This window comes from Alcanivorax hongdengensis A-11-3 (genome assembly GCF_000300995.1).
Classification (GTDB): domain Bacteria; phylum Pseudomonadota; class Gammaproteobacteria; order Pseudomonadales; family Alcanivoracaceae; genus Alcanivorax; species Alcanivorax hongdengensis.
The window spans coordinates 15,498-27,501 of sequence record NZ_AMRJ01000019.1 but is presented as its reverse complement, the minus strand read 5'-3'; the positions used below and the strand labels follow the sequence as shown (position 1 = coordinate 27,501).

Here is a 12,004-nt window from a genome sequence, read left to right as displayed (position 1 = left end):
TCTTCATTCGTGCGTTGAGGCCCTTTATCCATGGGCGTTCAGGCGGGGTTGCTTTCAATGGAGTCTGGCAAGGTGAACACCATGCCGATTTTTGTTGAAGGCTCGGCGGTGCCGCTGTGGCGCGCTATTGACCGGACCGATCATGGCAGCGCGGCGCTGTCGTCTGCTGTTATTGACACTAAAGGGTGGCCGGACCACGCTTGGTGGCCTTCTGATGTCAGGGCGGGGATCCATGTCTGAGTCTGAATTCGTATTGCACCACTATGCCTTGTCTCCCTTTTCCGAGAAGATCCGGGTGATGCTGGGCTATACCGGGCTGGAGTGGTGTTCGGTCACCACCGATGAAATGCCTCCCAGACCGTTGCTGGCGCCGCTGGCCGGCGGCTATCGCAAGATTCCCGTGGCCCAGATCGGCGCCGATGTGTTCTGCGATACGCGCACCATTACCCGCGAGATTGCCCGTCTCAGCGGCAAGCCGGAGCTGGCGCTGGACAATGTCAGCGAGGAGGTGCAGGCCTTTGTTCGCGAGGCGGACTTGGAACTGTTTCTGGCCTGTATTCTGTCGTCCACCAGCTGGCGCTTGAATATCAAGCTGTTCAAGGCCTTTTCGCTGTTCAACCTGTTGCGCTTTTTCCGGGATCGTATCCGCATCGGGCGCACGTCCAATGTGCCGCGCATGGGCTTGATGGCGTCCCGCGCTCGGGTGCGCGAACACCTGGATGGCCTGGAAGCGCGCCTGTCAGAGCACGACTTCCTGTTTGCTGACCGCCCCAACATCGGTGACTTCAGTGCCTACCATGGTCTCTGGTTCCTGCGCGATGTGGCCGAGTCCCCGGTGTTCGGCAAGTATCCGCGGGTCGCTGCCTGGATGGATCGCATGCGTGATTTTGGTCATGGGGATGCGGTGGAAATGTCGCCCAATGCGGCGCTCAAACTGGCCAGGGCCAGGGCGCCCAGGGAATTGCCCGAGGCCGGCATTAAAGCGCCCTTGCTGGGCCAGACCGTCAGTGTGGCGCCGGATGATTATGGTCAGGTGCCGGTCACCGGCACCTTGGTCAGCGCCACCGCAGACAGCTGGATTCTGGCGCGTACCAACCCGGCGGCGGGCACCGTGCATATTCACTTTCCCCGCCAGGGCTTTGCCCTGACGGCCGCCTGATTTTTTCAGCAGCCGGCTAAGCGTTAGCCGCCCAGCAGACGGGCTTCGGCGGCTTCCACCGCTTCCAATGGGCCGTAGAGAATCAGGGTGTCACCGCTAAGCAGCCGTTGTTCCGGCTCCGGCGCATTGATCATTTGTTCGCCGCGGCGCAGGGCGCGCACTTCCACATCCCGCAAGCGACACTCTCCCAGTGCCTGGCCAATGGCCCGGGCCCGGTCGGTCAGCACCACCGCATGCAGTAACCGGTAGGGATTGCCGGCACTGTCACTGGTGGGCAGGGAGTCACCGTGGTAGTAGCCGCGCAGCATCTGATAGCGCTCCCGGCGGCTCTGGCGCAGCATGGCCAGTACCCTGACGAAGGGGACGCCCTGCATCATCAGTGCCTGGGCCACCAGCATCAGCGAGGCTTCCAGCACTTCCGGCACCACCTCCGTGGCACCGGCCTGGGTCAGGGCGTCCAGGTGGGTATCGTCGCGGGTGCGCACCAGCACCCGTACCGCCGGGTTGAGGTCGCGCACGGTATGGATGATGCGTTCCGCCAGGCGCGCATTGTCGAAGGTCACCACCACCAGGCTGGCCCGGTCGATGCCGGCCTTTTCCAGAATGTCCTTGCGACTGGCATCGCCGAACAGGATCTTTTCGCCGGCGGCGCTGGCCTCCTGAATGCGCACCAGGTCCATGTCGATGGCCACCGCTGCCTGGTGGAAACGGGTCAGGTAACGCATCAGGTTCTGACCCACGCGGCCATAACCGCAGAGGATGACGTGCTGGTGGGTGTCCTGATCCAGGGAGGGCGAATCCGGCAGCGTTTGCCAGGCGCGTAGCAGGCGCTGGGTCAAGGCGCCACTGTGTTCCAGCAGTGCCGGTGTAAACGCCATGGTCAGTACCGTAATGGAGACCAGCAGGCCGGCCTTGCCCGGGCTGATCATGCCATGGGACACCGCCAGCGCCACCAGTACAAAGCCGAACTCGCCGCCCTGGCCGAGAATCAGGCCGCTGCGCAGGGCGGTTTCCGGGCGTTCACGCAGCAGTCGCAGCAGGCCGAAGACCAGCAGTGTCTTGAACAGCATCAGCGCCAGGGCGGCGAGGATGATCCAGTGCCACTGATCGGCAAACAGATCCGGGTCCACCAGCATGCCGACACTGACAAAAAACAGGCCCAGCAGCAGATCCCGGAACGGGCGCAGATCCGCCTCGATCTGGTGACGGAAATGGCTCTCGCCCAGCATCATGCCGGCCAGGAACGCGCCCAGGGCCATGGACAGCCCCATCTCATGGGTGACCCAGGCTGCGACCAGGGCCAGCAGCAGGGCGCTCATCACAAAGACCTCGTCGGAGCGGGCGCGGCCGGTTTCTTCCAGCAGCCTTGGCAGGATCCACTTGCCGGCCACGAAGATGCCGGCAAACAGCAGCAGGGACTTGCCCAGAATCATGCCGGCGGCAGCCATGACATTGTCCGCGTCGCCCAGACTGATCAGCGGCAGCAGTACCAGCATCAGGACCGCGGCCAGGTCCTGAAACAGCAGAATGCCGGTGGCCGCCCGGCCATAGCCGGTATTGACCGCGCCTCGGCCGATCAGGTCACGCACCACGATGGCGGTGGATGACAACGCCAGGGCGCAGGCGGTGATGGTGGCCATGGTCACCGAAAACCCCAGCAGGCGCATGACGGCGAAGACCAGCAGGCCGGTGATGGCCACCTGCAGAGGGCCGGCACCGAAGACCACCCGCCTGAGTGTCAGCAGCCGCGGAATGGAAAACTCCAACCCCAGGGTGAACAGCAGAAAGACGATACCGAATTCTGCCAGGTGCTGAATGCTGTCGGTGTTTTGCACCCAGCCGAAACCGAACGGGCCCACGGCCAGCCCGGCAAGCAGATAGGCCAGCAAGGGTGGCAGGCGCATGCGACGGAACAGCACCACGGAGGCCACGGCCGTTGCCAGCAGAACCACCGTCAGTGTCAGTAAATCATCCATGCCGTGACGCCCCTCCCTGTTGCCGACAGTGTAGCAGTGCCGGCCCCGGGCCGGGCACTGATCCGGGTCACTGGCGGGGCATGAAAATCAGATCGGTGACGCCGAAATCGATGCCCTGGGCGCTGAGGGCGGCGGTGATCTGGCCGCGATGATGGGTCTGGTGATTGAAGAAATGGTTGAAACACAGCGCCTGGGGAAAGCTGCGCCATTCGCCGGTGGCGGCGGACTGGTAGCTGAGAATGCCTTGCAGATCCTCGTCGATACGCTGATCGAAAAAATCCACAATCTGCCGGTCGGTGTGTTGCCGTTGTTCGCACAGTTCGTCGAACTGTTCGTACAGTTGCTGATCCAGACCGGTCACCGTGAAGCTGTCGCCGGTGAAGCGGGCCATCCACAAACGGTCAGTGAGCAGCAGGTGGTTGAGGGTGCCGTGAATGGAGTGAAAGAACAGGCCGCAGTCGCGTTTGCGATGGGCATCGTCAAGGGAACCGCAGGCCCGGTACAGCTGGCGATTTTGCCATTGATTGTAGCGGGCCATTTCCCGGAACAGGGAGACAGACATGGCCGGTCATCCGTTCTGCCAGTAACCGCTCAAGGATTACAGGAAAACCGGAAACTGTCATCCAGGGCCTGGGGCAGAGTGAGGCTACGGAACTGCCGCTGGTTCATCTGCTGACACAGCGCCGCCCGGCCCAGCGGGTCCTGACTGTACAGGTAGTCGATATGGAACACCGGCTTGCCGGCATCAATGAACGGTTGCAGCAGGTCGCATTCATCCCACTGATGGCAGGATTCGTTGACGGCGAAGTCAGCGGTTGCCACCAGATCATTGACCTGGCCAAGGTCATTCTTGAGCGACACCGCCATGCCACGGGCATGGGCCTCGCTGGCCAGATAAATGTTGTAGGTGAGCTGGTCCTGGTAGGTCAGCGGGAAGCCGGTCCTGTTGCTGTAGCCATCCATGTTATCCGGGTCGACGCCGTCACAGCCCTTGCTGGCCGCCAGGTCCAGACGGTCGGCCATGATGCTGCGCACATTGTCCGAACGGATATCCAGCCAGCGCTCGCCGGGCCAGTCACCCAGACGGCGGCCTTTGTCGGCGGTGGTGAACCGGCCCTTGTCATCACGCCAGTTCTCGAAGGTGCCGGCGGAAAAGTAGCAGATTACCTTGTGACCGCTGGCATGCAGGTCATCAATGGTGGCCTGGGGCGTATCGAACATGTCGAGGATATAGAGCTCCACCGGGTAACCGGTATTGGGCGTGCCCTGCAGCTGGATCTGCCAGTCGGTATCCAGGGTCGGCTGGTACCACTGGGCCACGGGTGACGGGCCTGGCGTCGGGTCAGGTGCCGGGCTGGAGGGGGGCAGCAGCAGGGAAAACAGCAGCGTGATAAGACTGATCGAGCTATCCATGGAGGCGAGGACCGTAAAAGGAGACAACGGGCCAAGGCTAGCACCTTTTCATGAACGGGAAAGCCGGCAAACTGTGTAGCATTTGTAATGTCGGCAGCGGCGAACCGGGCGGTCGCCGGCAGGATCATGGAATCGCCGGGGGCTGAAAATAAAACGGGCCCCGTCACCGAAATGGCGGGGCCCGGTCTCCCTGGTCCAGAGGGAGGGTAAAGCGTTACTGCGGGGTGCGGATCACCAGCAGACGTTCTTCAGTCATGTCGGCGATGGCCCATCGGATGCCTTCGCGGCCCAGGCCGGAATCCTTGACGCCGCCGTAGGGCATATTATCCACCCGCCAGCTGGGAACGTCACCAATCACCACGCCGCCCACATCCAGTTCGTCCCAGGCCTTCTGGGCCTTGTAGAGGTCGCGGGTGAAGATGCCGGCCTGCAGGCCGAACTTGGAGTCGTTGACCGTCTTCAGGGCGTCATCGAAATCGCTGAAGCGGCTGATCACTGCCACCGGGCCAAACGCCTCTTCCTCGACAATGTTGGTGCCGGCCGGGGCGTTTTCCAGCAAGGTGGCCTGCAGCATGGCGCCATCGCGCTTGCCGCCCACCAGCAAGGTGGCGCCGGCGTCCACCGCTTCGTGGATCCAGCTCTCCAGGCGTTTGGCTTCGCCCTCGGAGATCACCGGACCGATAAAGGTGTCTTCGTCTTTCGGGTCGCCCATTTTCAGGGAGGCGGTCTTTTCCACCAGCCGGGCTTTCAGTTCGTCGTAGACGGCATCGTGAATCAGGATGCGTTGCACGCCGATGCAGCTCTGGCCGGACTGGTAGAAGGCGCCGAATACGATGCGCTCTACCGCATCATTGAGGTCCGCGTCTTCGTCCACCACAACGGCGGCGTTGCCGCCCAGTTCCAGAATCACCGGCTTTTTGCCAGCCCGGGCTTTCAGATCCCAGCCCACATCCGGGCTGCCGGTGAAGCTGAGCAACTTGAAGCGCTCGTCGGTGGTGAACAGATCGGCGCCTTCACGGTGGCAGGGCAGGATCGAGAAGGCCCCTTTCGGCAGGTCGGTTTCCGCCAGCACTTCACCGATGATGATGGCACCGATGGGGGTGCGGCTGGCGGGTTTCAGTACAAACGGGCAGCCGGCGGCAATGGCCGGAGCCACCTTGTGGGCCGCCAGGTTGAGCGGGAAGTTGAACGGTGAAATAAAGGAGCAGGGGCCAATGGGGACGCGCTTGATCATGCCGCGGTAGCCCTTGGCCCGGGCGGAAATTTCCAGGTTGGGGATTTCACCGTTGATACGCACCGCTTCCTCGGCGGCGACCCGGAAGGTGTCGATCAATCGGGTCACTTCACCACGGGCGTCCTTGATCGGTTTGCCGGCCTCGATGCACAGCGCTTCGGCCAGTTCGTCAAACCGTTCTTCAAAGCGTTTCACGCAGTGATAGAGGATCGCCTGGCGCTCGTAGGGGGCCAGTTTGGCCATGGCACCAGCGGCCTTGTCGGCGGCGTCGATGGCCTTGTCGATGGTGGCGGCGTCAGCCATGGCCACGCGGGTGGCGACTTCACCGCTGTACTTGTCGGTGACGTCCAGATCCTGGTTGGCGAAGACCGCCTCGTTGGCCAGGTAGTAGGGGTAGGCGTCTTTTAGCATTTCGGTTCCTTGATGGCGTTGGTCGGGGCCATGAGGTTTGTGGCTGTCTTTAAAAGCGTCGGACGTCAGACGTCGGACGTCCGACGCTATAATCAAAACCGCAAACGGTGATGGCTGGCACCACCGTTTATCTGGCCAATTACAACTTGCTGCTTAACTCGCGGATCTCGCTGTTGAGAATGCGGTTGTTGTCGGCATAGTTCACCGGGCAGTCGATCACATGCACCCCGCCGGCCTGGAAGCACTCTTCCACCAGCGGCGCCAGGCCTGCGGTGGAGTCCACCCGGTGGCCGTTGGCACCATAGGATTTGGCGTAGGCAACGAAGTCCGGGTTCTGGAAATCCAGCCCGAAGTCCTGGAAGTCCATGTCGCTTTGCTTCCATTTGATCATGCCGTAGCCGTCGTCGCGCAGGATCAGCACCACCAGATCCAGCTTCATGCGCACCGCGGTTTCCAGTTCCTGACTGTTCATCATGAAACCGCCGTCACCGACGATGGCCATCACGCGGCGATCCGGGTGAACCATCTTGGCACCCATGCCGGAAGGCAGACCGGCGCCCATGGTCGCCAGGGCGTTATCCAGCAGCACCGTGTTGGGTTGCGTGGCCGGGTAGTTGCGGGCGAACCAGATTTTATACATGCCGTTGTCGAGGGTGAGGATGCCATCCTCGGGCATGATCTTGCGGATCTCGTCCACCAGTCGCTGCGGGCGGATCGGGAAGCTGTCGTCCTTGATGCCGTCGGCGATGTGTTTCTGCAGCGCATCGCGGATGCGATGGAAGTCGGAGAAGCCCCAGTGTTCCTGGGGTTCCAGGCGCTCCTTGAGCTGCCACAGGCTGTTGGCGATATCGCCGATCACTTCAATCTGCGGGAAGTAGACCGGATCCACCTGGGCGGAGTTGAAGTTGATGTGAACCACTTCGGCGCCACCCGGGCGCATGAAGAAAGGCGGTTTCTCCACCACGTCATGGCCCACGTTGATGATCAGGTCCGCCTGGTCGATGGCGCGGTGCACAAAGTCGCCGTCGGACAGGGCGGTGTTGCCCAGGAAATGCGGGCCGGTTTCATCCACCACGCCTTTACCCATCTGCGTGGTGATTACCGGGATGCCCAGTTTCTCCACGAATTGACGCAGCATCTTGCTGGTCAGCTTGCGGTTGGCGCCGGCACCGGCCAGCAGCAGGGGCTTGCGAGCGCCCTGGATGGCTTCGATGGCCTTGCAGATGGCCTTGTCTTCGGCGATCGGCCGGCGCGTCATGCTCGGCTCGGTGACCGGCATGGTGGAGTGCTCCCGGGCGATATCTTCCGGCAGCTCCAGATGGGTGGCGCCGGGGCGCTCTTCCTGGGCCAGGCGGAAGGCTTCACGAATACGGGTGGGGATGGAATCGCCGCTGACCACCTGTTTGGTGAACTTGGTCAGCGGGCGCATCATGTCGACCACATCAATGATCTGGAACTGGCCCTGCTTGCTGGTCTTGATCGGCTTCTGGCCGGTAATCATGACCATCGGCATGGCGCCCAGCTGGGAATAGGCGGCGGCGGTCACAAGGTTGGTGGCGCCGGGGCCCAGGGTCGACATGCACACCCCGGCCTTGCCGGTAAGGCGGCCATAGGTGGCGGCCATGAAGCCGGCGGCCTGCTCGTGGCGAGTGATGACCAGCTTGATTTTCGAGCCGCGCAGGGACTCCAGCAGATCCAGGTTTTCTTCGCCGGGGATGGCGAAGACGTGTTCTACTCCTTCGGCTTCCAGGGCACGAACGAACAAATCCGAAGCTTTCATTCTCTCTCTGTCTCCAGTTTCAGTTCCCGTTTGGCTTTTGGCCGGCCGGGCATCCATACAGGGGTATGGGGTGTGATGCGGCTAAATCCAGTCTGGGGGAGCTATGGGTGTCTCAGGGGCTCCCTGATGCAAGGATGATGCCGGCTTTTCCTCCTGTTGGTGCACAAATTCTGCACTTAATGGGTGCATGGAGGATTGTGCGAGCTTCACTATAGCGCGGTGACACCCTGCATAGGTATGTCTATAACGAATCCTTTTTATTGAAAAAACCGATCTGTCGCCAACCTGCCCATGACGATGGGTTGCCCACAGAGAGGCAAGTGCTTGCCTGCTGCGCCAACCGGCGGCACAGTCGTGGCAAACAGGGAGACCGTGATGGCAAAGAAACTGCTCGTGGGGGTGCTGGTGCTGGCGGCATTGCTGACCGTTGTGGCGGGAGGCGTGTATCGCTGGTTCAATCCGCCGGCACCGCCGGCCCAGCTGTTCGTCAATGGCACAGTGATGACCATGGACCCGTCCCGCCCCCGGGCGTCGGCCATGCTGGTGCGCCGCGATACCATCGTGGCACTGGGTGATGAGGCAACCCTGCGTCGGCAGGTGAGCCACGACGTGCGGGTGATCGACCTGAAAGGCGGGGTGCTGATGCCCGGCTTTATCGAAGCCCATGGCCACTTCCCCGGCGAGGGCCTGGCGGCGGTGGCCGTGGATGCCAACAGCCCGCCCATTGGTGATCTCTACGGTATCAAGGATCTGCTCGAGCGGCTCAAGATGCTGGCCCAGAAACGCCCGCAGGGCTGGCTACTGGCCTATGGCTTTGATGACACCCGCGTTGGTGAGCAACGTTTTCCGACCCGCCAGGAGCTGGATACGGTAAGCCGGGATCAGCCGATTCTGGTCACCCATATTTCCGGTCACCTGGGCGTGGTCAACTCCGCCGCGCTGACCTTGCTGGGCCTGGATGACAACAGTCAGGATCCGCCAGGCGGCTATTACGGTCGTGATGCCGACGGTCATCTCAATGGGTTGCTGGCAGAAAGCGCCTTCGCGCCGGTGCGCGAGCAGGCCCTGGCCCTGTCGGCCATGGATGGCCTCAAGGTGCTCAACAAGGCATCGCAGCTCTACCTGTCCCGGGGTATCACCTTTGCCCAGAACGGCCTGGCCACCCCTACCATGCTGCGCCATCTGCGCCCGGCGCTGAATATCGGCATGCTGCCGCTGCGCCTGGATATCTGGCCCGACGCCGAGGCGGAACATCAGCTGGAGAGCGGGGCGCTGTCGCTGCCCTGGTCGAAAAAGGTGATCAAGGGGCCGGTGAAGCTGGTCAGTGATGGCTCCATTCAGGGCTACACTGCGTTTCTGTCGCAGCCCTATTACCGTCTGCCGCCGGAATACCCGCCGGGCTATGTGGGCTTTCCAGCCATGGATACGTCGGCGCTGGCCGCCCAGGTGACCGAGTTTCATTGCAAGGGCCGTCGGGTGGCGGTCCATGCCAACGGCGATGCGGCCATCGCCATGACACTGGATGCGGTTGCCGCGGCCCGGCGCGCCTGCCCGCAGATCAAGGCGGATACGGTGCTGGTGCATGCACAGATGGCCACGCCGGCACAGCTTGATCGCATGGTGGCGCTGGAGGTGACACCCACCTTCTTCAACACCCATGTCTATTACTGGGGTGACCGCCACCGGGATCTGTTCCTGGGGCCGCAACGGGCGGCTCGCATCAGCCCGCTGGCCCAGGCACAAAAGCGCGGCCTGCGTTTTACCCTGCATGCGGATTCACCGGTGGTGCCGTTTCTGCCGCTGCAACTGGTCTGGAATGCCGTCTACCGGCGTACTTCCGGCGGTGAATTGCTGGGGCCACAGGAGGCCATCGGCGTACAGCGGGCGCTGCAGGCGGTGACCATTGATGCCGCCCGGCAACTGGGGGTGGACGGCTGGACCGGCTCGCTGGTGCCGGGAAAGAAGGCGGACCTGGTATGGCTTGACCGTGACCCGCGCGAGTTCTTGCAGGGCTGGCAGAGCATTCAGGTGCTGGGCACCTGGGTCAATGGTGTGCTGCGGTATCCGCAGGGGCAGGAGGCCCGCTAGCCGGATTGCCGATGTTGGCAGCCGGTCAAGAGTCAGTACGCCAGCCGGGGCAGGGCGCCCCGCAGGCTGGCGGCAGAGGCCGGAACGGTGCCCGGCCGTGTCAGTATCCGGTCAGGCGGTGGCTCAGTGCCAGGTGCCTTCCAGATTCTCGCATTGCTCGAGGAATTCCTCGGCGCTCATTTCGATGGTGCTGCTGTCCAGGTGGGTGGCCACCTGCTCTTTCAACTGCCCGACAACCTTGGTCATGACTGACAGGGTTTCCTCTACCTGCTCAATGGTTTCCAGCAGGTCTTCGGCTTCTTGTTGGTAACCGTCTTCTCTTTCGTCGTAATCGCTCATGCGAAGCCTCCAGCAGTTTGAACGGGGCCACGATGACACCGGTGACCCATTTCCATGGTGCCAATGATGTATCGACAAAACAAACACTAAACCTGCCGTTGCGATGAATTTCTGTTCGCCGGGGACGAACGGTCAAGGCATAAAAAAGGGCGCCAGTGGCGCCCTTTCGGTGTGCATTATTCCCAGGACAGGGCCCCGCCCACCTGGTACTCGGTGACCCGGGTTTCGAAGAAGTTTTTCTCCTTGCGCAGGTCCATGATTTCGCTCATCCACGGGAAGGGGTTGTTCACGCCCTTGAACTGCTCCGGCAGGCCCAGCTGGGCGAGACGGCGGTTGGCGATGAACTGCAGGTACTCTTCCATCATCGGCGCGTTCATGCCGAGCACGCCGCGCGGCATGGTGTCGCGGGCATACTGGATTTCCAGCTCGGTGCCTTCCAGGATCATCTGGGTGGCCTTGTCGCGCATCTGTTGATCCCACAGGTGCGGATTTTCCAGCTTGATCTGGTTTATCACGTCGACGCCGAAGTTCACGTGCATGGATTCGTCACGCAGGATGTACTGGAACTGTTCGGCCACGCCGGTCATCTTGTTGCGCCGACCCATGGACAGGATCTGGGTGAAGCCGCAGTAGAAGAAGATACCTTCAAGGACACAGTAGAAGGCGATCAGGTTTTCCAGCAGCGCCTTGTCGGTTTCCACGGTGCCGGTGGTGAATTCCGGATCGGACAGTTCGCGGGTGTACTGGATACCCCACTGGGCCTTCTTGGCCACGGACGGAATCTCCTGGTACATGTTGAAGATCTCGCCTTCGTCCATGCCCAGCGATTCGATGCAGTACTGGTAGGCGTGGGTGTGAATCGCCTCTTCAAAGGACTGGCGCAGGATGTACTGGCGGCATTCCGGGTTGGTGATCAGCCGGTAGATGGCCAGTACCAGGTTGTTGGCCACCAGCGAATCGGCGGTGGAGAAGAAGCCCAGGTTGCGCTTGACGATGCGACGCTCGTCGTCGGTCAGGCCGTCGGCTTTTTTCCACAGCGCCAGGTCGGCGTTCATGTTCACTTCCTGGGGCATCCAGTGGTTGGCGCAACCGTCCAGGTATTTCTGCCAGGCCCAGTCGTACTTGAAGGGCACCAGCTGGTTGAGGTCGGCGCGGCAGTTGATCATGCGCTTGTCGTCCACCTCTACACGGCCGGAGGTGCCTTCCAGCTCGGCTACGCCTTCGGTGATATCCATCTCCGCCACGGCGGCCTGGGCGCGTTCCACCGCATCGCTCACGGCGTTGTCGGTTCGTCCTCGCAGTTCGTCGTGTCCTGGCTGTCCATCAGCCGGCGCACTTCCCGCTGCCGGTGCTTGAGTTGCAGGTGCCGTTTCTGCAGAAACCGTCTCAGGTTGCGGCGGCGTTGCGGGTTTTGGTTGCGGCTTGGCGGCAGGCGTCTCTTGCGCATCAAATTCGTCCCAGCTCAGCATGTTTCTCTCCATTCCTTTCTAACAAGTTTGGTGGTGAAGATCACCGCTTGCGTATTCTTTGGCCGGTCGGACGTCAGAAGTCTGACGTCGGACGCTTTTGCTTTTGTCGTCAGACGTCCGACCCTTTTCCGGTAG

Annotated in this window: 10 protein-coding genes; 3 read left to right on the top strand and 7 right to left on the bottom strand. The window is 61.9% G+C overall.

The genetic code is table 11. The features are described from left to right. Nucleotides 1-81 precede the first annotated feature (81 nt). Together A11A3_RS11900 and A11A3_RS11895 are read left to right on the top strand one after the other, a co-directional pair. Nucleotides 82-240 (top strand): hypothetical protein, encoded by a 159-nt coding sequence (locus A11A3_RS11900; RefSeq protein WP_157375649.1) that lies wholly within the window; start codon nucleotides 82-84, stop codon nucleotides 238-240. Further along, the gene (locus tag A11A3_RS11895) at nucleotides 233-1,159 is read left to right on the top strand and encodes a glutathione S-transferase family protein (RefSeq protein ID WP_008929552.1); all 927 of its coding nucleotides are present in this window, start codon (nucleotides 233-235) and stop codon (nucleotides 1,157-1,159) included. Before A11A3_RS11900 ends, A11A3_RS11895 begins: the two co-directional genes overlap by 8 nt. Before the next feature lie 23 nt (nucleotides 1,160-1,182). Here A11A3_RS11895 and A11A3_RS11890 read toward each other — a convergent pair whose 3' ends face one another. The 5 genes from A11A3_RS11890 to A11A3_RS11870 form a co-directional block, all read right to left on the bottom strand. Then, complete coding sequence (locus A11A3_RS11890) at nucleotides 1,183-3,135, bottom strand: monovalent cation:proton antiporter family protein (protein ID WP_008929551.1); 1,953 nt, start codon at nucleotides 3,133-3,135, stop codon at nucleotides 1,183-1,185. Between the two features lie 67 nt (nucleotides 3,136-3,202). Next, nucleotides 3,203-3,697 carry a DinB family protein gene (locus tag A11A3_RS11885; protein ID WP_008929550.1) on the bottom strand — a complete coding sequence of 165 codons (495 nt, stop codon included), beginning with the start codon at nucleotides 3,695-3,697 and terminating at the stop codon, nucleotides 3,203-3,205. Between the two features lie 29 nt (nucleotides 3,698-3,726). Next, the gene (locus A11A3_RS11880; protein WP_008929549.1) at nucleotides 3,727-4,548 is read right to left on the bottom strand and encodes an endo alpha-1,4 polygalactosaminidase; all 822 of its coding nucleotides are present in this window, start codon (nucleotides 4,546-4,548) and stop codon (nucleotides 3,727-3,729) included. 214 nt (nucleotides 4,549-4,762) lie between these two features. Continuing rightward, nucleotides 4,763-6,193 carry an aldehyde dehydrogenase family protein gene (locus A11A3_RS11875; protein WP_008929548.1) on the bottom strand — a complete coding sequence of 477 codons (1,431 nt, stop codon included), beginning with the start codon at nucleotides 6,191-6,193 and terminating at the stop codon, nucleotides 4,763-4,765. Nucleotides 6,194-6,332: 139 nt separating this feature from the next. After that, entirely contained in the window at nucleotides 6,333-7,973 is a 1,641-nt protein-coding gene (locus A11A3_RS11870; RefSeq protein WP_008929547.1) for an acetolactate synthase large subunit, read from the bottom strand. A 375-nt stretch (nucleotides 7,974-8,348) separates the two neighbouring features. Between A11A3_RS11870 and A11A3_RS11865 the strand changes: the two genes are divergently transcribed. After that, nucleotides 8,349-10,061 (top strand): amidohydrolase, encoded by a 1,713-nt coding sequence (locus A11A3_RS11865; protein WP_008929546.1) that lies wholly within the window; start codon nucleotides 8,349-8,351, stop codon nucleotides 10,059-10,061. Between the two features lie 123 nt (nucleotides 10,062-10,184). Here the strand turns inward: A11A3_RS11865 and A11A3_RS11860 are convergent, their stop codons facing one another. Further along, a complete protein-coding gene (locus tag A11A3_RS11860; protein WP_008929545.1) occupies nucleotides 10,185-10,400 on the bottom strand; it encodes a hypothetical protein in 216 nt (71 codons plus the stop codon). A gap of 176 nt (nucleotides 10,401-10,576) precedes the next feature. Then, a complete protein-coding gene (locus A11A3_RS11855) occupies nucleotides 10,577-11,869 on the bottom strand; it encodes a ribonucleotide-diphosphate reductase subunit beta (RefSeq protein ID WP_040297125.1) in 1,293 nt (430 codons plus the stop codon). Nucleotides 11,870-12,004 lie beyond the last annotated feature (135 nt).

Excerpts from the sequence above, each read along its gene's own strand:
- A11A3_RS11895 (WP_008929552.1), top strand. The coding sequence starts at position 233 with ATGTCTGAGTCTGAATTCGTATTGCACCACTATGCCTTGTCTCCCTTT.
- A11A3_RS11865 (WP_008929546.1), top strand. The coding sequence starts at position 8,349 with ATGGCAAAGAAACTGCTCGTGGGGGTGCTGGTGCTGGCGGCATTGCTG.
- A11A3_RS11890 (WP_008929551.1), bottom strand. The coding sequence starts at position 3,135 with ATGGATGATTTACTGACACTGACGGTGGTTCTGCTGGCAACGGCCGTG.
- A11A3_RS11875 (WP_008929548.1), bottom strand. The coding sequence starts at position 6,193 with ATGCTAAAAGACGCCTACCCCTACTACCTGGCCAACGAGGCGGTCTTC.
- A11A3_RS11885 (WP_008929550.1), bottom strand. The coding sequence starts at position 3,697 with ATGTCTGTCTCCCTGTTCCGGGAAATGGCCCGCTACAATCAATGGCAA.
- A11A3_RS11900 (WP_157375649.1), top strand. The coding sequence starts at position 82 with ATGCCGATTTTTGTTGAAGGCTCGGCGGTGCCGCTGTGGCGCGCTATT.
- A11A3_RS11860 (WP_008929545.1), bottom strand. The coding sequence starts at position 10,400 with ATGAGCGATTACGACGAAAGAGAAGACGGTTACCAACAAGAAGCCGAA.
- A11A3_RS11880 (WP_008929549.1), bottom strand. The coding sequence starts at position 4,548 with ATGGATAGCTCGATCAGTCTTATCACGCTGCTGTTTTCCCTGCTGCTG.
- A11A3_RS11870 (WP_008929547.1), bottom strand. The coding sequence starts at position 7,973 with ATGAAAGCTTCGGATTTGTTCGTTCGTGCCCTGGAAGCCGAAGGAGTA.
- A11A3_RS11855 (WP_040297125.1), bottom strand. The coding sequence starts at position 11,869 with ATGCTGAGCTGGGACGAATTTGATGCGCAAGAGACGCCTGCCGCCAAG.